At 62.4% G+C, this 20,792-nt stretch carries 19 protein-coding genes, 2 tRNA genes and 2 pseudogenes; 4 read left to right on the top strand and 19 right to left on the bottom strand.

Annotated elements, in window-relative coordinates; genetic code table 11:
• The first annotated feature begins 103 nt into the window (after positions 1–103).
• Positions 104–700, top strand: coding sequence for a TetR/AcrR family transcriptional regulator (locus tag V1294_RS06895; RefSeq protein ID WP_334495981.1), 597 nt, complete (start codon positions 104–106; stop codon positions 698–700).
• A gap of 148 nt (positions 701–848) precedes the next feature.
• Here V1294_RS06895 and V1294_RS06890 read toward each other — a convergent pair whose 3' ends face one another.
• A complete protein-coding gene (locus tag V1294_RS06890) occupies positions 849–3,515 on the bottom strand; it encodes a bifunctional diguanylate cyclase/phosphodiesterase (RefSeq protein WP_334495979.1) in 2,667 nt (888 codons plus the stop codon).
• A 344-nt stretch (positions 3,516–3,859) separates the two neighbouring features.
• Between V1294_RS06890 and V1294_RS06885 the strand changes: the two genes are divergently transcribed.
• Together V1294_RS06885 and V1294_RS06880 are read left to right on the top strand one after the other, a co-directional pair.
• Complete coding sequence (locus V1294_RS06885; RefSeq protein WP_334495977.1) at positions 3,860–4,525, top strand: DNA alkylation repair protein; 666 nt, start codon at positions 3,860–3,862, stop codon at positions 4,523–4,525.
• Between the two features lie 823 nt (positions 4,526–5,348).
• Positions 5,349–6,443 carry a tripartite tricarboxylate transporter substrate binding protein gene (locus tag V1294_RS06880; protein ID WP_334495976.1) on the top strand — a complete coding sequence of 365 codons (1,095 nt, stop codon included), beginning with the start codon at positions 5,349–5,351 and terminating at the stop codon, positions 6,441–6,443.
• Positions 6,444–6,537: 94 nt separating this feature from the next.
• Here the strand turns inward: V1294_RS06880 and V1294_RS06875 are convergent, their stop codons facing one another.
• The 17 genes and pseudogenes from V1294_RS06875 to V1294_RS37905 form a co-directional block, all read right to left on the bottom strand.
• Complete coding sequence (locus tag V1294_RS06875) at positions 6,538–7,776, bottom strand: CHRD domain-containing protein (RefSeq protein WP_334495975.1); 1,239 nt, start codon at positions 7,774–7,776, stop codon at positions 6,538–6,540.
• A gap of 813 nt (positions 7,777–8,589) precedes the next feature.
• Positions 8,590–8,665 (bottom strand) — tRNA-Phe (locus V1294_RS06870).
• A gap of 139 nt (positions 8,666–8,804) precedes the next feature.
• Positions 8,805–9,044: a DNA gyrase inhibitor YacG gene (gene yacG / locus V1294_RS06865; protein ID WP_334489448.1), complete on the bottom strand. Its 240-nt coding sequence runs from the start codon at positions 9,042–9,044 to the stop codon at positions 8,805–8,807.
• Entirely contained in the window at positions 9,034–9,657 is a 624-nt protein-coding gene (locus tag V1294_RS06860; protein WP_334489446.1) for a Maf-like protein, read from the bottom strand. Before V1294_RS06860 ends, yacG begins: the two co-directional genes overlap by 11 nt.
• A 287-nt stretch (positions 9,658–9,944) precedes the next feature.
• The gene (locus V1294_RS06855; RefSeq protein WP_334495973.1) at positions 9,945–10,409 is read right to left on the bottom strand and encodes an arsenate-mycothiol transferase ArsC; all 465 of its coding nucleotides are present in this window, start codon (positions 10,407–10,409) and stop codon (positions 9,945–9,947) included.
• Between the two features lie 21 nt (positions 10,410–10,430).
• Positions 10,431–10,934: a UPF0262 family protein gene (locus tag V1294_RS06850; protein WP_108514416.1), complete on the bottom strand. Its 504-nt coding sequence runs from the start codon at positions 10,932–10,934 to the stop codon at positions 10,431–10,433.
• A complete protein-coding gene (gene hisD / locus V1294_RS06845; protein WP_334495969.1) occupies positions 10,931–12,226 on the bottom strand; it encodes a histidinol dehydrogenase in 1,296 nt (431 codons plus the stop codon). Before hisD ends, V1294_RS06850 begins: the two co-directional genes overlap by 4 nt.
• A gap of 233 nt (positions 12,227–12,459) precedes the next feature.
• A complete protein-coding gene (locus V1294_RS06840; protein WP_334489437.1) occupies positions 12,460–12,915 on the bottom strand; it encodes a DUF2948 family protein in 456 nt (151 codons plus the stop codon).
• A 14-nt stretch (positions 12,916–12,929) separates the two neighbouring features.
• Positions 12,930–14,219 carry a UDP-N-acetylglucosamine 1-carboxyvinyltransferase gene (murA, locus tag V1294_RS06835; RefSeq protein ID WP_334489435.1) on the bottom strand — a complete coding sequence of 430 codons (1,290 nt, stop codon included), beginning with the start codon at positions 14,217–14,219 and terminating at the stop codon, positions 12,930–12,932.
• A gap of 185 nt (positions 14,220–14,404) precedes the next feature.
• Positions 14,405–14,864 (bottom strand): annotated as a pseudogene (locus V1294_RS06830) (NAD(P)H-binding protein).
• 17 nt (positions 14,865–14,881) lie between these two features.
• Positions 14,882–15,706 carry an alpha/beta fold hydrolase gene (locus V1294_RS06825; protein WP_334495967.1) on the bottom strand — a complete coding sequence of 275 codons (825 nt, stop codon included), beginning with the start codon at positions 15,704–15,706 and terminating at the stop codon, positions 14,882–14,884.
• Between the two features lie 92 nt (positions 15,707–15,798).
• Positions 15,799–16,299, bottom strand: a complete 501-nt coding sequence (locus V1294_RS06820; protein ID WP_334495965.1) for a hypothetical protein — start codon at positions 16,297–16,299, stop codon at positions 15,799–15,801.
• 185 nt (positions 16,300–16,484) lie between these two features.
• Complete coding sequence (locus V1294_RS06815) at positions 16,485–16,643, bottom strand: alpha/beta fold hydrolase (protein WP_334495963.1); 159 nt, start codon at positions 16,641–16,643, stop codon at positions 16,485–16,487.
• A 213-nt stretch (positions 16,644–16,856) separates the two neighbouring features.
• Complete coding sequence (locus V1294_RS06810; RefSeq protein ID WP_334495961.1) at positions 16,857–17,168, bottom strand: UBP-type zinc finger domain-containing protein; 312 nt, start codon at positions 17,166–17,168, stop codon at positions 16,857–16,859.
• A 51-nt stretch (positions 17,169–17,219) separates the two neighbouring features.
• On the bottom strand, positions 17,220–18,926 hold the full coding sequence (locus V1294_RS06805; protein ID WP_334495959.1) for an FAD-dependent oxidoreductase: 1,707 nt from the start codon (positions 18,924–18,926) through the stop codon (positions 17,220–17,222).
• A gap of 87 nt (positions 18,927–19,013) precedes the next feature.
• Positions 19,014–19,226, bottom strand: coding sequence for a hypothetical protein (locus V1294_RS06800; RefSeq protein ID WP_442895323.1), 213 nt, complete (start codon positions 19,224–19,226; stop codon positions 19,014–19,016).
• A gap of 74 nt (positions 19,227–19,300) precedes the next feature.
• Positions 19,301–19,387: pseudogene (locus tag V1294_RS37905) on the bottom strand (TIGR01459 family HAD-type hydrolase); the annotation flags it as partial.
• A 412-nt stretch (positions 19,388–19,799) separates the two neighbouring features.
• Here V1294_RS37905 and V1294_RS06795 point away from each other — a divergent pair.
• Positions 19,800–19,874, top strand: a tRNA-Thr gene (locus V1294_RS06795).
• A 136-nt stretch (positions 19,875–20,010) separates the two neighbouring features.
• Here the strand turns inward: V1294_RS06795 and V1294_RS06790 are convergent.
• Positions 20,011–20,775 carry a Crp/Fnr family transcriptional regulator gene (locus V1294_RS06790; RefSeq protein WP_334504540.1) on the bottom strand — a complete coding sequence of 255 codons (765 nt, stop codon included), beginning with the start codon at positions 20,773–20,775 and terminating at the stop codon, positions 20,011–20,013.
• Positions 20,776–20,792: the final 17 nt, after the last annotated feature.

The following is a 20,792-nucleotide window of genomic DNA, read 5'->3' as shown; positions in this document are numbered from 1 at the left end:
ACGCTGTCGAAAAACGATACCCGCATTCTCGACGCTGTGTCAAATACTTTTTGGCCGGCGTCAGGCGATTGGATTGAACCGATGGCGCACAGCGGAGGGAAACGTGAGGCCGCGAGAGTTTGACCACGACGACGTCCTGCGGATCGCCTTCGATCAATTCTGGCGCAAGGGGGTGCGGGGCACACAGCTCTCGGACATCGCGCGTGACGCGGGCGTCCAGCGCGGCAGTCTCTACAATGCCTTTGGCAGCAAGGAAGCGCTGTTTCTCTGCGCCTATGAGCGCTATGCGGGCGAATATGTGAGCGCTCTTCAAAAGACCCTCGGCGCGGGGACCTTGCGCGAGCGCCTCACCGCGTTTTTCGATCTGACGATCAAGAATTTCCGTTCCGGCTCGCCGCCCCGCGGATGTCCGACCACACGGGGACTGATGGAGCTGACGTCGGTCGAAGGTGAAGGGCCGGACGAGAACGCCCGCAAAACCTTCGCGGATCTGGTGGCGCGCATCACCGGCCTGGTTCAGGACGCCTTGTCCGAGGGCGTCGAGCGCGGCGAGTTCAACGGAGACCCCGGGAGCGCTGCATTACACATCGTCACCGTGACACGCGGATTGGCCGTGCTCGAACGCGCCTTCGGCGATGAGGCCCAGCTTCAGAAGATCGCCGCGCATACGGTCGATCTCGTGCTCGGCAAGAAGGGTTGAACCCTTTCCGGCCCCGCGACGACAGAATCCGCATCATCGCTTCAGGGAATTGCCGGTCATGAATTCGCCAGAGCCAGCCGTCCGGCATCGAACAGCAGCCCTGCCCGCCGCATCGCTCGCGGCATCAAGCGCCCGAACTTTGCTTAAGCTAGGCTACGGCTTGCCGCTCGCTCTCGGAAAGGACTTGCTCGGAAAGGACTTGCGGCAGCAATTCGCCGAACGGCACGGGCTTGCTGAAGAAATACCCCTGGCACATGGCAATTCCGAGCGAGCGGATCTTTTCGACCTGTTCGTGTGTCTCGACGCCTTCAGCGACGATCGAGAGGTTCAATGTCTTCGCAAGCTGGACGATCGATCCGAGGACCGCGAGGGTCTCGGAGCGACCGATCTTGTCGATGAAGGACTTGTCGATCTTGACCTTGTTGAACGGAAAGGCGGTCAGATAGGACAGTGACGAATAGCCGACGCCGAAATCGTCGAGCGCAATGGAAACGCCAAGCCTCTTCAGGCGCTCGAGCGTCTTGAGATTTTCCTGGCTGTCAGCCAGAAAGACGCTCTCGGTGATCTCGAGCTCGAGCCGTGTTTCGGCAAGTCCGCTGTCTGTCAACGCGACCATCACGCAATCGACGAGATTGCCGCTCGCAAATTGCAGAGCAGACAGGTTGACGGCAACCTTGATATCATCAGGCAGCATCACGGCGTGGCGACACGCCTTGGCGAGCACCAGATTGCCGAGCTCGCCGATCAGTCCACTCTCTTCCGCCACCGGAATGAATTCAGCGGGAGGGATCAAGCCTCGGGTCTTGTGGCGCCAGCGCGCCAGGGCCTCAACCGACGTCGCGCGGCCCGTAGAGAGCTTGAACACAGGCTGATAGAAGACCTCAATCTCTTCGCGCCAGATCGCCTCGCGCAGCTCGATTTCAAGGATGTCGCGCTGGTCGGCTTCGGCCTTGAGCTCCGGCGAGTAGAGATTGAAACAATTTCGACCGGCATTCTTCGACTTGTAGAGCGCAAGATCGGCATTGCGAAGAATTTCATCGGTGCGCGTGCCATGCTCGGGCACCACGGCGACGCCGATGCTGCATCCGATCACGACCGGGTGGCCGTCTATTTCATAGGGTTCGGCAATTGCCTGGACCAACCGCGCGGCGAGTGTCGCGGCGCTGTCCTGCAGCGCGGACGACCCCGATACCACGACCAGCGCAAACTCGTCACCGCCGATCCGGGCCGCCGTATCGACCTCCCGGACCTGCGCCTTGATTCGACCAGCGACCTCTTTGAGAAGCGCATCGCCGCATTGGTGGCCGAGCGCGTCGTTGACGGACTTGAACCTGTCGAGATCCAGCAGGAGCACGGCGAACGGCGTATGCTGCAGAAGATACTTGTCCAGCGCTTCGTCAAGCGACCCCTTGAACAGGTTACGATTGGCAAGGCCGGTCAGGCTGTCATAGTGAGCCAGCCGCTCGATCCGGTCCTCGGAAGCCTTGCGTTCGGTGATGTCTTCATGGGTCGCGACCCAGCCACCGCTCTCGCGCCGTCCATAGGAAATATAGATGACGCGGCCGTCCGGAAACTGCACCGTGTTCGAGGTCTGTTCCGATTTGGCGAGCCGCTCGTTCAGGTCAGCCAGATAGGCGTCGAGATCGCGCACAGCGTCCTGCTTTGCAAACACCTCCCGGAAATTCATGCCGATCCGGACATCCTCCGGCGAAAGCCCATAGGCGTCGAGCCATTGTCGATTGAACGCGATCAGGCGATCCTGACCATCGAACATGCTCAGCCCTTGCGGCAGGTTTCGCAGCGCATCCTCGAACTTGCTCACGGAGTCGCGCAATTCGCGCTGCGCGGCGTAGAGAGCCTTCTGCCTTCGCCAGTGGAGCGCGGTCGCCCCCAGGATGATGAAGGTGAGCAGAAGCGCTCCGCCGAGATAGATTTTCTGCCTGGCTTGAGCGCGCGAATAGATCTCCTGCTCCGAAATGCCGGCGGTAAAGATCAGCGGAAAAGCGCGCGATCTGCGCGCGGTGACCAATCTGTTGCTCCGGTTCGGGCGACCTTCGCTCCGGCTCCAATTCCAATATTGGCTATGGGAGCCGTCCCCTAACTCGCCTTCAACGTGGCCGGGACTGCGCTGTGCCAGCACGGTGCTTTGGTCTATTCCCCGCGCGGCGAGCACGATGTAGTCGGCATTTCTGAGAACGAGGGTTCCTCCGATACCGAGCTTTGCGGTGTCGTAGAACCTGCCAATCAGGTCCACACTGATCGAGCCTACAACGACGCCCGCCGGATTTTTGTCGTTGTCGAACAACTTTCTTGCGAGCTGGATGGTCCATTTGTTCGATGCCCGCCCGAGCACCGGCTTTGCGACATAAAGCCGATCTTCGGCCATCTCCATCACCTTGATGAAGTGCTCCCGATCCCCGAGATAGAGCGGCGGGCCGGAGTAGCCGGTCGTCGTATCGAACAAATAGCCGTCCCGTCCGATCAGCGCGAACTGAACCACGTCGCCGCTGGCCATCTGGGCTTTATCGGCCCAGAATTTCAGGCTGAAGGTGTCCGGATTCTGCACGTAAAGCGCCCGCGCGACCCGCAGTGACTGATCCACCCTTTCGAATATCCGCTCGGTATTTTCCTCAAACAATTCGGCGACACTGTTTCCGTGAGCCCGCGCCTGTTGCAGCGCTTCCGCCCGTTCCGAAGACGTGATCGCGAAGTAGCCGATCCACACAAGCGGCAAGAAGAACAGCGCGATCTGCAGCGGGGCATTTCGCAGGATCGCTTTTGCGGCTTTGCGGACCAATCTGCGGGCGTGAATCACGGCGCGCGACCCCGCGCAAGCCGGAACCGCAGAGTGACGCTCTCGGAGCATGGCAACGCCGTCAAATATGACACCGACTATCTCCGCCTGAAACCACCGAGGTCCGCGGGGCGCGCGGCCGGGCGCTGCCGAGATCTTGCAATCCTCGAAACGTAGGGTCGGCAGCCTTAAGTTTTGGTTTCGCGCCGGCGCAATGTTTATGTTTAAAGCCCCGTAAGATCACGGAGCTAGCTGCGATCCTGCGCCTTGGCTGATCTGCGCGCTCGTCGGGGACCACGAGCTGCTATCTAGCTCTGCGAGCGACCGAGGATTACTCTATCGTTAGGCGATCATGGAGGAACTGCATGTCCGCAGCTACTGACGTCATGGCCGAACTGGCCTTACTGGAAAATCCAAAGCTGCGGGCAGCCAATGAAGAACGCGGCGACGATCATGGCGTCAATCTGTCTGCCGTGCGTGCGGTCGCCAAGCGCCTGAAGATCCAGCATGAGTTGGCAAAAGAACTCTGGACCACCGGTGACACGGCTGCACGGCTGCTGGCGACCCTGATCGCCAGGCCAAAAGCCTTCTCCGCCGATGAGCTCGACACGATGATCCACGACATTCGCGCGCCAAAGCTTCTGGACTGGTTTATCACCAACATCGTCAAGCCCGGGAAGCACGCCGAAGAGCTGCGTCAACGCTGGAAGGACGGCACGGATCTGGTCGGACGCGCCGGCTGGAGCTTGACGACTGATCGCGTGGTCAAGAGCGCTGCCGGGTTGGACCTGGACAGCCTGCTGGACCAGATCGAGATGGAAATGAAGGATGCGCCTGCACCCAAGCAGTGGTCGATGAACCACTGCCTTGCCGAAATTGGCATCCATCACCCCAAGTACCGCGCTCGCGCCATCGGCATTGGCGAAAAGCTTCAGGTGCTCATCGACTATCCGGCGTCGCCGGGCTGTACGCCGCCTTATGCGCCAGTCTGGATTGCTGAGATGGTGCGTCGTCAAAAGGCGTTGGCGTAGTCGAGTGTGGCCATAGAATTGCGCTCGATCAACGCCTTCAATCGAGCGTGCATTGAGTGCACCGTAATTTCCAGTTTTTCCGCCAGACCGGCACGCACACCCATGCTACATACCGCCGATGCAAGTGCCGCTGGCCGAAGCGATGGCCTTGCTGGATTTGGCCTCGGCGAGAGGTTAGAGTTTAGAGCGGCCCGCGCCTTTCTCAGGAGGTCCGACCATGACACGGCACCTTTTTTTCGCGATTGCGCTCATAGGCACCGGAGTGCTCCTCAACTCACCTTCCGAAGCACAGCATTGGCGATGTGAAGACAGAGCCGCGAATTGCTTGGGCAGGTGTACCGACAGGGTAGCAGGGATAAGCGACTGGGGACGCCTGGACAAATGTTGGCGCTGCGACCGCCAAGTGATCAAATGCATGATCAACGCGAACATGCGCCGGTATAGTTATTACTGAATCCGATGGCTTGCCCGTGCGGGCGCGCTTGGAGGCAGTATGACACGCTGGACCGCAAGTCTCGTCGCAGTCTTGCTGGTGGCCTCGCCTGCCGTTGCGGACGCGCAATCGAATTGCGAGGCGATACCTCGCGGACCGGCGCGCACCGATTGCTATCTCGGCCTAAGTCAGCTCTATCGTGCGCAATCGGATCTTGCCGCGGCCAGAGCGCTCGCGCAATCAGACGCCGCGTGGTATCGGGCAATTACCGGAATAGACCCTCCGAAACACAAACCACGTCGGCGACGATAAAGGCTCAGCAAGTAGCCTGCATGAGCCAACGGGTCGCGCGAACGGCCGCCCGCGACCCGTTGGCTCATGCGGCTATGCTTGCTGTTCGCTGTTCTTCGCCGAGCCGAGCAGTTACAAGGCGATACGCGTAAATCGTCGGTCGCACTGTCCTGGCGGCGGGGTGACCGGCTAACAACAAGAAAAGGGTGGAATGTCATGCATCGTAAGGTCGTCACACTGGTTGCAGCAGTAGTCGGTTTCGCAGCTTGCGGACCAGCCTGGGCGGGATGGCCGGACGACAAGCCAATCGAAGTCGTCATCGGCTTTGCGCCGGGCGGCGGAACCGACGTCATGGCACGCAAGCTGCTGCCGTTCGTCGAGCAGAGATTGGGCGGAAAGGCCAAGTTTGTCGTGCTGAACAAGCCTGGCGCCGGTGGAGAGATCGCGTTTGCCGCGATTGCTCGCGCGGCGCCGGATGCTTACTCGATCGGCGTCGTCAACGTGCCCGGCTACAATTTCATCCCGATGACGAGAAAGACCCAGTACGGCATGGATGAGATCCGTTTGATCGCGCGCGTGGTGGACGACCCGAGCGTGATCGTGGTGCCTGCGGAAAGCAAGTTCGCAACGCTTGCCGACGTTCTGGCTGCGCTGCGCAGCAAGCCGGGTTCGGTAACGCTCGGTCATAATGGTGCGGGCACGAATGGACATCTGGCGATCCGCATGTTGGCAAGCGCCGCCAAAATTGAGCCCAACGAAATTTCCTATCGCGGAACGGCCGCGCAGAGGACTGATCTCCTGGGTGGCCATCTGGAGGTTGGAATGGTCAGCCTCAGCGAAGTTCCTGAAATGCACGGCACCAACAAGGGACCACTCCGCGCCATTGCCATCCTGTCGAAGCAGCGTTCGCCGTCACTGCCCGATGTTCCGACGGCAGAGGAAACAGGCATCCCGGTCACGATGACCGCGGAACGCGGCTTCGCCGCACCGAAGGCCATTTCGGACGAGGTAGCCAAAAAGCTTGAAGCTGCCATTGCGGATGGCTTGCGCGATCCGGAATACATCAAGAGCTCGCCCGGCGATGCCCCCGTTATTGCCTTCATGCCCGGCGCCGAATGGCAAAAGCGTCTCGACGACATGTCGCAAACCTTGCGACCTCTGGCGGAAGAGATGCGTGCGCAAGAGCAGAAGTGAAAACCTGCAAATAGCCCGCATGAGCGAAGCGATATGCGGGAATCGGCACTAACCAAAACCCGGATATCGCTGCGCTCATCCGGGCACGCTTGCTTCAAGCGGTCACGAGGAAATTCGCAGCGTTCAACTCGGTCGGAAGAAGACCCAAGAACAGCACCTGATCAGCCCCGCCGAGATCAAGGGTGGTACCCGAAGCTCCCGCGCTCAGATTGTCCAGCGGGTCGAAGTCGGCTCCAAAGCCTTCCAACACTACGAGGTCCTGCGTTACGTCGAAGTCGGTAATGGTATCATTGCCTCCTGCAGACTCGCGAAAGACGAACTGATCGGCCCCACCGAAACCGGCGAGGGTGTCGTCGCCGGCGCCGCCTTCGATCGTATCAGCAGCATTGCCGCCGAAGATGGTGTCGTTCCCGCGGTCTCCGAAGAGACGGTCGGGCGCGTGATCCGCCAACTGCTGGTTGGCGACCGCCCGGATGAGGTCGTCACCGTTACCACCAAAGATCGTATCGGCGGCAACGTCGCCGCCGCGCAGCGTGTCATTCCCGGCGTCCCCAAACACGACATCGCCCGTAGGGTCGTTCCAGATAATGGAATCATCGCCGGCACCGCCGAAGACTGTATCCTTTCCAGCCATGCCGCCAACGTCGTCGTTGCCGCGACCGCCGAAAACCAGGTCATTGCCAGCGCCTGTATTGATGTCATCGTCTCCCTGGCCGCCCCTGATAATGTCGTCGCCGTCGCCGCCTTCAAGTCTGTCGTTCCCGGCAAGGCCACGGATGATGTCGTTGCCGCCGAGCCCGGGAAGGAAATCGTCGCCGGGCGTTCCGACGACAACGTTGTCGTTATCGTCTGCGATTGCGATCAACTGACCGCGGATCTCGCCCCCCATAAATTCGTTCGTATGGACGTTGAAATAGATCGGGATCTCCGATCCCACCGGAGCTGAACCGAATTCGTCGGCGAAGTTGGCGATTGAAACGTTGGCGGGGTCAGTCGTCTCCCATCGACCACTAACCGTCCAGGAGCCATCCATATTCAGGGCGATGTTAAGATCATCGTTGTCCTGTGCCGGGTTGATCTGCCCGAAGACAACGGGCCCGTTTGCTCCTCGCACTTGATTGTGAAAATGCGTGGAGGTGACGTCGTCGTCGGTCGATGGCGTCTGCGCCGAACCACCCGTAACTAGGCCGTAATCGACGCCCTCGATCCGAAACGTATAGCTCGCGGCAACTTCCGTGCTGTCAAAGATGACAGTGCCGAGACCGCTTGCGGTCGAGTTGTTCGGGGGGACTTCCTGAGTGCCTTCGAGAACCACGCGGAACGCTGTGGACATGAGAGCCTCCTCTGCTGTTTGCTCAGCAGGTCGGCGGCCAGCGACGCCGGCCTGCACATGTGGCAGATGTTGCACCGGCTCGCGCCGGCATGGATTAGGCGCCGCGTCGCTCCGCTATCGCGGAATCGGCGCTTGGTCCTTCTCGCGGTATTTCGGCCGAGAACAAGGGATCGCTGGATCGCGCCAACCCAGGTCCGCCGCTGTAGGCCATCGACCGGGCGTCATTGTGATTTGTTTATAGCGATCGACACATTGTGATCGATGCAATGTCCGGTTGCCGACGCTGGAACTTGTGTTCGGTTCCAACCTGCAGCTTTTGTCCGCGATCACGATGTCGCATTCGAAAGCGTGGCGCGCAATTCGGATCAACCGGGCAGTTGCTCGGCGGCCTGATTAGTCCTGGTGTGAGGAACGTCGGATGACCCGGCAATTGGCAACACCAACCATGTGGCAACCCGCTGCCGCCCGACATCGAGGAGACGACCTAATCACGAGTGAGATTGCGGCTGCGTGCGCCGCGCTCGAGCAGATGTGGAAATTTCAGGAGCGCTCCGGATGCGCCAAGGGCGATTATCCGGGCCTTGGTCGCGAGCGCGGGAGGTTTCGCGCCCGCGCAGTTAACCGCCCTCGCTGCAGCCGTCCGCGAACGGGATGTGAAGATGGTCGCGTTCGATCCGATTGGCGCCACCGGGAGCGCCGACGCGACTACGCGAAGCTATCGCTGCTTTGATGATGAATCCTGGCGTGGTCCCACTTTCAGGACGATTGGGACCTTTGGACCAAAATCGCAATGAGATCAGCTGCTTGGTTTCATGGTGCCCAGGGGCGGGATCGAACCACCGACACTGCGATTTTCAGTCGCATGCTCTACCAACTGAGCTACCTGGGCATACTCGAGGGCCCAGAAGGCCTTAGCGAGCGGGCGGTTTATAGAGAGGTCGGGCGGTCATGTCCACCCAGCTTCGCCTTCGGCTTCGCTGGGCGCGGCCCGCCTTCGAGCTCGTCCCCAAATATTTGGTAAAACACGGCTATTCGGCGTCTTCGGGGTCGGTGTCGCGGCCGGGGATGACGTACTTGCCGGATAGCCAGCGGTTCAGGTCGACGTCGCGGCAGCGGGGGGAACAGAAGGGCAGCGTGGCGGGGTTGGCCGGCTTGCCGCATTCCGGGCAGGGCTTTGGCGGCGGCTTTCCGCCAGCATCCTTGGCCCCGCCGGCGTCCTTGGGCCCGCCGGCATGCTTGGCAGTATCCTTGGGCGGATCAGGTGGCATTCAACCAGCCGAAGCGGATCGGAAAACCCTCGCCGCCCAATAGCGTGACCGATTCGTAGAGCGGCAGGCCGACGACGTTGGTGTAGGAGCCGACCATCTTGACCACAAACGATCCGGCGATGCCCTGCACGGCGTAGCCGCCGGCTTTGCCGCGCCATTCGCCGGAGCCGATATAGGCTTGGATGTCGTCCTCGCTTAAGCGCTTGAAGCGGACGCGGGTTTCGATCAGGCGCTGGCGGAACGCCTCCTTCGGCGTCACCAGGCAAATGGCGGTGTAGACGCGGTGATTGCGCCCCGACAGCAGCCGCAGGCACTGCGCGGCTTCATCCACCAGATTGGCCTTCGGGAGAATGCGGCGGCCGACCGCGACCACGGTATCGGCGGCGAGGATGAAGGAGCCGCGCAGCTCGTCGTCGAGTTGGACGGATTTCAGCGCGGCGTCGGCCTTGGCGCGGGCCAGGCGGTTGGCGCAGGCGCGCGGCAGCTCGCCCCGCTTCGGGGTCTCGTCGACATCGGCCGGGCGCAGCGCGTCGGGCTCGATGCCGGCCTGATTGAGCAGGCTGAGCCGTCGCGGCGAACCGGAAGCGAGAACGATTTTGGGGCGGCCAAGCATGCGGGATGTGTCGGGGATTGGATTCGGATGGGGATGCGCGCGCGGAACCTATCGGAAGGCACTCCATTCCACAACCGGGGAACAAGTGGTTGACGGAACTGCGAATCTTTCGTCGTCCCTGCCTAGTGCGCAATCGCGCACGGGCGCAGGGACCCATAACCACAGCCCGATGTCATTGAAACGACAATCGGCGACTGGCGCTTCCTAAAATCGCACGGCCGCGGCGCCGCGATGAGCGCAATTGCGCTCACGCCAGGGGTTCCTAGTTTCGCAGGAACGACGGGAAGCTACCCGCTCGCCGCGCCTGCCTTGGCAAACCTGCGGCGGATGCGCATCGACAGCCCGTCGCAGACCTCACGATAGGCTTGCAGCTTCTGCTCGCGATTGCCTTCGGCGCCGGTCGGGTCAGGTGTCGGCCAGTATTCGACATCGGCGGCCATGGTGCGCGTCAGCTCCAGCGCCTTGTGATGGGCTTCCGGCGACAGCGTGATGATGAGATCGAAATTGAGCCCTTCCCAGTCCTCGAGCTCCTCGAATGTCGTGGGCTTGTGGCCGGAAATATCCTGGCCGAGCTCCGCCATCACGGCGACGGCGAACGGATCAAGCTCGCCCTTCCTGACGCCGGCGGATTTCACGTAGAGCGCTTGCGGAAACATCTGCTGCAGCAGGCTCGCCGCCATCGGCGAACGCACGCTGTTCAGGCCGCATGCGAACAGCACGGCCTGCGGGTTGCGCGCGCGGGGCGCATCCATGCGGTCAGGCTTCTCTCGGCGTCATGCGTCCTGCCCCTTCCAGTGCAGGACGCAGATCAGCGTAAACAGCCGCCGGGAAGTTTCGAAATCGATCCGCACCTTGCCCTTCAGCCGCTCCTGCAGCGTGCGCGAGCCTTCGTCGTGGATGCCGCGGCGGCCCATGTCGATCGCCTCGATCTTGTCGGTCGTGGCGGTGCGGATCGCCTGGTAGTAGCTGTCGCAGATCATGAAATAATCCTTCACGATCCGGCGGAACGGCGTCAGCGACAGCAAATGCGCGACCACCGGCGTGCCGTCCTCGCGGCGGATGTCGAACATCAGGCGGTTGCCGGTGATCGCGAGGTGCAGCGTGAACGGGCCCTCGCCCGCCCCTTCCGGCGCGAACAGGTTCTGCTCGATCAAATCGTAGATCGCAATCGCCCGCTCATGCTCGATATCGGGCCCGGAACGCCCGATCGATTCCTCGTCGAGCGTCACCGCGACGATGCGGTTGTGCTGGTCATCGTCTGGTGGCGGCTTGTTCATGGCAAATTGAGGCGCAATCCGACGGAGCGTGAATGGGCGTCCAAACCCTCGGCCTTGCCCAAGGTCATCGCGGCAGGCCCCAGCGCGCGCAACTGATCCGGCCCGCATTTGAGAATCGAGGTGCGCTTCATGAAGTCTAGCACGCCGAGCCCCGACGAAAACCGCGCCGAACGCGCCGTCGGCAGCACGTGATTGGAGCCGCCGACGTAATCGCCGATCGCCTCCGGCGTATGGGGCCCAAGAAAGATCGCGCCGGCATTGCGAACTTTTGCCGACAAGCCTTCCGCATCCGCGGTCATGATTTCCAGATGTTCGGCGGCGATGGCATTCGCAAGCTCCACCGCCTCGTCGAGCTGTTTGACCATGATGATGGCGCCGAAATCGTTCCACGAGGCCCGCGCGATGTCGGCGCGGGGCAGCGTGGCGAGTTGCGATTCCACCGCGCGTTCGACCTCAGTGGCCAACGCCGCGCTGTCCGTGATCAGGATCGACTGCGCGCTCGCATCATGCTCGGCCTGCGCCAACAGATCGGCGGCGATCCAGCCGGCGTTGCCGGTGTCGTCTGATATCACGAGCACCTCCGAGGGACCGGCGATCATGTCGATGCCGACCTTGCCGAACACCTGTCGCTTGGCGGCGGCAACATAGGCATTGCCGGGGCCGACGATTTTCGCCACCGGCGCGATCGTCGCGGTGCCATAGGCGAGCGCCGCCACCGCCTGCGCGCCGCCGACGCGATAGATCTCGGACACACCGCCAAGGTGTGCTGCCGCCAGCACCAGCGGATTGAGCTTGCCGTCGGGCGAGGGCACCACCATGACGACCCGCGGCACGCCGGCGACCTTGGCCGGCACCGCATTCATCAGCACCGACGACGGATAGGCCGCCGTGCCGCCGGGTACGTAGAGCCCGACCGCATCGACCGCGCTCCAGCGCCAGCCGAGCTCGACGCCGAGCGCATCCGTGAAGCGCTCGTCCTTCGGCAATTGCCGCTGGTGGAACAATTCGATCCGGTCGCGGGCGAATTTCAGGGCATCGACGGTTGCGGCGTCGCAGGCCTTGACCGCGGCATCGACCTCGGCCGCGGTCACGCGCAGACCGGCGGCGTCGATGTCGAGCCGGTCGAATTTCCTGGTCGCCTCGAGCAGGGCCGCGTCACCGCGCGCGGCCACGTCATCGACAATGGCGCGGGTGGCGCGCTCGACATCGGCCGAAACCTCGCGCTTGGCGGCGAGGAATTGCTTGAAGCGTGGGTCGAAATCGGCGCTGCTGGTATCCAGGCGAACGGGCATGGCGGCTTTCTGAGAGACAGCGAAGGCCCCTGCTCAATGGCGCGGCGGCCAAGGGCCGTCAACCCTTGCCATACCCCAAAATCTCGTCGTCCCGGCCAAGCGAAGCGCGAGCCGGGACCCATAACCACCGATGTTCGCGTTTAGCCGAGCTTTGTCCAGAATCCCGTTTCACAGCCCACATTTGTGGTTATGGGTCCCCGCGTTCGCGGGGACGACGATAGAGCGGCAGCCCCTCACCCCTCCGGCCCCAGGGGGGCCATGGCGAGGTCGCTGGTGCCGAGGTCGTCGGTGCCGAGGTCGGTCAGCTCGCACTCCAGGCATTCGACGTCCAGCCGCAGCGCCTCGCCGTGGCTGAACAGGAGAAGCGCGCTGCCGCCGGGAGCTTCGCCGGGGTGGAATTCGATCCCGACCAGTTCCAGCACCGCTCTCGGCTGCGCCAGATCGATGTTGCGCGACTTGCAGGCCAGAACACGGTCGAAACGCAGCGCCGCGATCGAACGGCGCGGCTCGGTTCCGCCTGACAGCGTCTGCTCCCAGTCCAGCCGGTCGATGCCGACCACCAGCCGCTTTTCGTCCTGCCGCCAGACGATGTCGGACGCCTGGACGCGGGCGTCCTGCACATGGGCCGATATGACGGCGAGATCATCGGCATCGAGCGCTATCAGTTTGAGCGGGTCGGGCCCCGGCATAAAATCCTCGATATTTATTCGCTGATGCGCTGGATCGACGCGCCGCAGGCCGAGAGCTTTTCCTCAAGCCGTTCGAAGCCGCGGTCCAGATGATAGATCCGGTTGACCATGGTTTCACCCTCGGCGGCAAGCCCCGCGATGACCAGCGACACAGACGCCCGCAAATCGGTCGCCATGACAGGCGCGCCGCGCAGTTTTGCGGTGCCGTCGATGGTCGCGGTTTCGCCATCCAGTGATATACGCGCGCCGAACCGCGCCAGTTCCTGGACATGCATGAAACGGTTCTCGAAAATCGTCTCGGTGATCCGCGAGGAACCGCCGGCGCAGGTCATCAGCGCCATCAATTGCGCCTGCAGGTCGGTCGGGAAACCCGGGAACGGCGCGGTCGACACCGTCACCGGCCGGATCCCGGCGCCGTTTCGGGCAACCCGGATACCGTCATTGTTGACGGTGATGAGGGCACCCGCCTCCGTCAGCACGTCGAGCGCCGACTGCAGCAGCTCGGGACGGGCGCCGGAAAGCTGCACGTCGCCGCCGGTCATGGCGACGGCCATCGCATAGGTTCCGGCCTCGATCCGGTCAGGCAATACGGTGTGCCGCGCGCCGTGCAGCTTCTCGACGCCCTCGACCACGATCCGCGGCGTGCCGGCGCCGGTGATGCGCGCGCCCATCTTGTTCAGGCAATCGGCGACATCTGCGATTTCAGGTTCGCAAGCCGCGTGGGTAATGATGGTCGTGCCCTTCGCAAGCGTCGCCGCCATCAGGGCTACATGGGTGCCGCTCACCGTCACCTTGGGGAAATCGATTCCCGCGCCGCGCAGGCCGCCGGGCGCCTTCGCGACCACGTAGCCGCCGTCGATGGTGAGCTCGGCGCCGAGTTTTTCGAGCGCCATAATCAGAAGGTCAACCGGCCGCGTGCCGATGGCGCAGCCGCCCGGCAGCGAGACTTTTGCCTCGCGCATCCGCGCCAAAAGCGGCGCGATCACCCAGAAGCTGGCGCGCATCCGCGACACCAGGTCGTAAGGCGCCGTGGTGTCGATGATGTTGGCTGCCGAGATGTGCAGGGTCTGGCCCTGATATTGGTGGTCGCCGGGCCGCTTGCCGGCGGACATGATGTCGACGCCGTGGTTGCCGAGGATGCGCTGCAACTGCGCGACGTCGGCGAGCCGCGGCACATTGTCGAGGATAAGTGTTTCCTCCGTCAGGAGCGCTGCGATCATCAGGGGAAGCGCGGCATTTTTCGCGCCCGAGATGGCAATGGTGCCGTTGAGCTTGCTGCCGCCGACGATACGGATGCGGTCCATGCGACCCCCCTTGCGATGCGCAATTTTATGGAGTCTGCGCCCCCAGGGCAGAAGCCGTGACATTTGCGGCGATTTGATGGGGTCAAGACTCAACACAGTCGGTTCCAGGGCGCGCGAAGCGCGAGCTTTGATATGCAAATGCACATCAAAGCTCAGCCCTGCGGGCTGCCCCGGATGACAGCGGACTAAATCGCGTTGATATCTTTGCTCTCAAGTATCGGCTTCGGATAGCCATCGCGCGCGACCTTGATCATGACGCGGCCGAGCCGCTCGCTGGTGGTCATGTATTGCGGCGCGGTGCGGGCGAGATACGACAACAGCGGCGCGGTCACGACATAGATCGCGTTCACCCAGCCAGTCTTCGACCTTACGCCGTGCAGCGGCTGGATGCCGGTAGCGCTCCGGATCCATGCCGATCGAGGAGACGCCGAGGCAGAAGAAGCAGGCGTCGTATCCCGAAAGCTGCGATTCGATCGCGGAGAAATCCGTGAAATTGTCGTGCAGGACTTCATGCAGCTTGGCGTGCTGCACCCGGGTCGGGCTACGCCCGACCGCGAGCACGCGCTCGACGCCGGCATCGATCAGGCATTCGCGGAGCACGCCCTGCCCGACCATGCCGGTGGCGCCAAACAAAATCGCCTTCATGTCAGGGTGAGCTCCGCTCATCCCTTGATGAACGCTAACAGATCGGCGTTGATGGTGGCCGCTTCGGTGGTCGGCATGCCGTGCGGAAAGCCCTTGTAGGTCTTCAGCGTGCCGTTCTTCAGAAGCTTTGCCGACAATGGCGCGGAGTCCTCGTAAGGAACGATCTGGTCGTCGTCGCCATGCATCACCAGCACCGGCACGGTGATCTTCTTGAGGTCTTCGGTGAAGTCGGTCTGCGAGAAGGCAACGATCCCGTCGTAATGCGCCTTGGCGCCGCCCATCATGCCCTGGCGCCACCAGTTCTGAATGATCGCTTCCGAGGATTTGGCGCCCGGCCGGTTGTAGCCATAGAACGGACCCGACGGCAGCGCGCGATAGAATTCCGAGCGGTTGGCGGCAAGCTGCGCCTGCAGGTCGTCGAACACCGATTTGGGCAAGCCGCCGGGATTGGCCGGGGTCTGCACCATCAGCGGCGGCACGGCGGAGAGGATCGCCGCCTTCGCCACCCGGCTCTCGCCGTGGCGGGCGATATAGTGCACCACCTCGCCGCCGCCGGTGGAATGACCGACATGAACGGCGCTCTTCAGGTCGAGATGCGCCGTCACGGCCGCGAGATCATCCGCATAATGATCCATGTCGTGGCCGTCGGCCACCTGGCTGGACCGGCCATGGCCGCGCCGGTCATGCGCGATGACGCGGAAGCCGTTGTTGACGAAGAAGATCATCTGCGTGTCCCAGTCATCGGCCGACAGCGGCCAGCCATGGCTGAAGACGATGGGTTGGCCCTTGCCCCAATCCTTGTAGAAGATCTCGACGCCGTCTTTGGTGGTGATGGTGGGCATGGGAATTCTCCTCTTGCTTGGTTGCAGTCAACGGCACACCGTCCGGCAAACTGGTGTTGATCGGACGGCATGCGAGATTGCGCGAAGTTCGATCACGCGGGGCGGAAGCGCCGCCACACGCCGATGATCATGACAGCGAAAAACACCAGTGCGATGCCCTGGGCCACCGCGAATATCGGCCCCGCGGGCGGGTTGCCCGGCGCCAGCGCCGTCAGCGCGGGTATCTTGAGGAAGCTCTGGATGACAAGCACGAACACGTTGAAATACAGCGACAGCAGCGCGGTCAGCGCATAGATCCAGCGCCACGGCCCGGCCAGCTTCATGGCGTATAGCGCAATGCAGGCGATCGCCAGCAGCACCAGCGACAGAATGCCGATCATGTGCGACGGCAACAGCTTTTCGGAGAGCAGAGGTGGAATCAGAAAGCCGGTGGCGCTGGTCAGAATCGTGAACAAAAGGAAGATCGCCGTCAGGCCCGGCATCCGCTTCGAGCCGAGCATTCCGAACATCACGATCAGGCCCGCGACGATTGCGATCAAACTGATGACGACATGCACGAGAACAAACGTCGCCACACTCATACCCAAAATCATGATGCGCCCCCTCCGTTGGAAACCTTCTAAAGGTTACGACGCAGCACACGAAATTTCCACACGCATCGCGTGCGGCGCCGGCAATGCAGGCATGTGCGTGAATGAAGACACATCAACGAAAGTTGTATGATGCACGAAATATTTGCACTGCCGTCACAAATGACGGCAAAAGCGTCGGTCGAATTTTAGCGATCGAGAAATTCGACCAGCTTGGGAATCACCTGGTCAGGCACCTCCTCCATCAGCCAATGTCCCCGACCCTTCACCAGCACGCCCTCGACATTGGTCGCGACCATCTTGCCTTGCTCGATCAGGAACGGACCGGCTGGTTTGGGCAAAGCCATGCAGCAGCACGACGGGATCGCCCTTGCCGGCCACCAGATAGTGCAGCTTGGCACCGTTGACGTCGGCAAATTTGCTCTGAGGCGACTCTGCGAACGAACCGCTCGAAGGGATCAATGCGACCGATAATGCCATCCAGATGCTCGACGCGATGGCGCGCAGCGTTCTCGGTACGCATTGCATGTGAGATTCCTCATTCTTCGTTGAAAGAGGAATCAGTAGTAGCGCGGTATCGGTCCGTTGTGTGGAGTTTTTCGGTGTGACAGGTCGAACAGTACTTCGTCGACATAGCACCAACCCCAGCCTTCCGGCGGATCGTAGCCTTCGATCACGGGATGGCCGGTGGCGTGGAAATGCGCGGTGGCGTGCTTGTTCGGCGAATCGTCGCAGCAGCCGACATGGCCGCAGGTGCGGCAGATCCGCAGATGCAGCCACTCGCTTCCGCTTTTCAGGCACTCCTCGCAACCGAGCGCGCTCGGGGTCACCGTTTGAATGCCGGCGATATGGCTGCAGCCCTTTTTCGTCACCGCTTCACACCTCGCGCGTCTCTAGATATTGGGGCCCGCCCATACGCCGCATCATAGCGACGGTTTCACGGCGTCGGCGAGATAGCCGTGCAGCGCGGCCACCACCTGCGCGCCCTCGCCGATCGCGCCGCCGACGCGTTTGACCGAGCCGGCGCGCACGTCACCGACCGCGAACACGCCGGGCACCGACGTTTCCAGCGTCGGCACCGGGCGGCCGAGATTCTGCTCGGACTGCGCCCCCGTCACCACAAAACCCGCGCGGTCGAGCGTTACGCCGCAGCCGTTCAGCCAATGGGTCGCCGGGTCGGCGCCGACGAACAGAAACAGGCTGCGGACATCGAAATGGTGCTGTTCGGGCGCCAGGCGGCTCTTCCAGCGCACGCGTTCGAGCGAGCCATCCTCGCTGCCCTCGACCGCAACCACCTCGGCGTTGAAGATCAGTTCGATATTGGGGGCCGCCTCGATGCGCTCGATCAGATAGCGCGACATGCTGGCCCCCAGCCCGCCGCCGCGGATGATCATATGGACCTTGCGCGCGTGGCCGGACAGAAACACTGCGGCCTGGCCTGCGGAATTGCCGCCGCCGACCAATACGACGTCCTGGCCCACGCACAGCTTGGCCTCGATCGGCGAGGCCCAGTACCAGACGCCGCGGCCTTCGAATTTATCGAGATTCTCGATCTCGGGCCGCCGGTAACGCGCCCCGCTCGCCACCACGATGGATTTGGCGCGCAACGACTGCCCGCATTCGGTCGCCAGCGCAAACACGCCGTCGCGCTGCGAACAATCCAGCGACCTGACACAAACCGGAATCAGCATGTCCGCGCCGAATTTTTGCGCCTGGGTGTAGGCGCGGCCGGTGAGCGCCTGCCCGGAAATGCCGGTCGGAAATCCCAGATAGTTTTCAATGCGCGCGCTGGCGCCGGCCTGGCCGCCGAACGCCCGCGCATCGAACACCGCGACCGACAATCCTTCGGACGCGGCATAGACCGCGGTGGCCAGACCAGCGGGACCGCTGCCGACGACGGCCACGTCGTAGAGCTTCTCATGCGCCTGGTTGGTGATCATCCCCACCGCCAGCGCCAGCGACGTCTCGGACGGATTGCGCAGCACGGTGCCGTCGGGGCATACCACCAGCGGCAGATCGGCGCGCGAGGGCAAATAGCGCGCGATGAGGTCGGCGGCGTCCTTGTCGGTTGCGGGATCGAGCACGTGGTGCGGCTGGCCGTTGCGCACCAGGAAATTCTGCAGCCGCGCCGTGTCGCCGAGCGAGCTCGGTCCGATCAGCACAGGACCGCCGACGCCGCCCTGGATCAGGCTGACCCGGCGCAGGATCAGCGCGCGCATGATGCGCTCGCCGAGTTCGGCTTCCGCGACCAGAAGCGCGCGCAATTGATCCGGTGGAATCAGCAGCGTTTCGACGTCGCCCTCGGCATGGCCGTCGACCAGCGCGACGCGCCCGGAGAGCTGGCCGATCTCGGCCAGAAACTGCCCCACCCCCTGGTCGATGACCGGGGTGACATGGCCGAGGCCATCGCGCTGGGTGATCGCGACCGTGCCAGACAGCACCACGAACATGCCGGGGCCTACCTTGCCGGTCTCAAACAGGGCTTCGCCGTCCTTGTAGGCTCGCAATTCCCCAAACCGGCGCATCCGCTCGATTTCAAGCGGCGTCAGTGTCGGGAATGTCTGCTCGTGACGTGGAAACGCGAAAGAATTGGCGCCGGTCGCCGGACCGGCCGTGATGTCTGCACTCATTATCGCCGCCTAAAAAAGAAACAGAACCGTGCAGAGACGAGCCATGCAACGCGGCGAGCGATCAGGATTTTCCCTCTGCGCTGCTGGCTAAGGCTTTTCTCCGCTGGCGTCATCTAGGGAGTCGTCGGCGTTTTCGGAAGATGCACCGCCATCGCTGCGCCCGCGGGCCTGCGACTTTCGCCGCTTGAGATTTTCGCGCAACGCCAGCTTCAGCCGGTCCCGTCGTGAATCCTTCACACCCGAGTCGCTTTTTCCCGCAGCCCTGTCTTGATTGTCCTTCATCGTCAGTCCGTCGAACACGCCTTGATCGAAACGACGTCAGCGGAGGCCGTCGCCGGAAGATGGCGGGGTTCGACCATCCATACCGCAATCATGCGCCCGGCACATCGGGCGATTCGGCCGAACAGCTCTTTCACCGAGGCCGGATCGAGCTGATCGATGCCCTCGAATTCCCCGGAATGCGGTGGTAGGTGCATCGCTGCACCGGACTCAAAATTGCGAAAACAACCCCATGCAAAGTAGGAATGGGCCTTACGTCATCCGAAAACGCAAGACCTGGTAGGGCGTGGACTCATGAGAGGACAGCATGCCCGGGATTGGACCGGGCATCACGAGAAATTGGAGCGAGTTGGAGACCAGGCGGCTTACGCCACAAATATTCGACGGCCTGCGCGACCCGCAGTCCGGACGAGATCGGGAACCAGAGTAAGGCCCAAACTTGTCGAATTGCCTGATGTCGCTATCCTCAGCGCCGGTTTTTGACGATTTTGAGCCCTTTCCGGCCCGCCCGCGCGCTTGCGCCAGAGGGGCCCTTGTGGCAAGAACCGGCCGCCTAGTGGGCGGCCATTTGGGTCGATTCCCGATACCGGGCATGCTGCCGTAGCTCAGTGGTAGAGCACTCCATTGGTAATGGAGAGGTCGACAGTTCAATCCTGTCTGGCAGCACCAGTTTTTCCTCTTGACCATCAGCCACAAGGCCTCGGCGCGTCGGGTTTGCGGTGGTCATTCGCTTCCCTCGAAAACGTTGCGATTTCTTGAGCGTCGTCGTGGCCGTCTGCAGGAGCTTATGTAAGGTTGAAAACCATCATGCACGGTGGAGTTTGTCGGCCGACGCAAAATGCGGATGCGCCCCCACGACTTCATGCGGGACGATCCGATCTGTTGCACCGCGTATGATGTCGTAGCATTCACAGGTTGCTTCCTCGAGCCGCGCCCTGTCGATTTCGACCAAGCCCCGTCGAGCGGATCTGATGGCACCTAAGGCGCGGAGTTTGGCAATCACCTGCGTCACGGTCGTTCGTCGGACCCCGAGCAACTGCGAAAGCGTCTCTTGCGTTAATGGTAGGATGTTGTTGTCCTCGGTTCGATCGTGCAGGTGAAGCAGCCAGTGGGCCATGCGGGCCTCGACCGAGTGCAGTCCGTTGCAGGCTGAGACGTGCTGGAACTGCATGAGTATCGACCTCGTGTGCGCCTCGACCACATGTCTGATGGCGCCGCTCTTCATGTAGGCTGCATGAAACCGCGACACGGAGATTTGCGATGCGGTGCCGCCCACCCGCACGACCGCGGTCACCGACGACATGAAAGAGGGCCCCAGCACCGATAATGCGCCGATCGCTCCCTCGCGCCCGATTACCGCAGTTGCGATCGTTTCTCCGTTCGGAAGGCCGAGCATGAAGGAGATGGCACCGCTATGGGGAAAGTAAACATGGTCGCGTCGATCTCCCGCTCGTATCACCACGGCGTTCTGTTCGAGCGACACCTTCTGAAGATGAGGGGCGAGCAGCGCGAGGTCTGCCGGCGGCAACGCGTTGAGAAGACGATTACCGGCGCTCGCCGGAACTCCCATCACGAGAAACTTCCTCC

The organism is Bradyrhizobium sp. AZCC 1678 (genome assembly GCF_036924765.1).
GTDB classification, from domain to species: domain Bacteria; phylum Pseudomonadota; class Alphaproteobacteria; order Rhizobiales; family Xanthobacteraceae; genus Bradyrhizobium; species Bradyrhizobium algeriense.
This window is presented reverse-complemented; position numbering and strand designations above follow the sequence as displayed.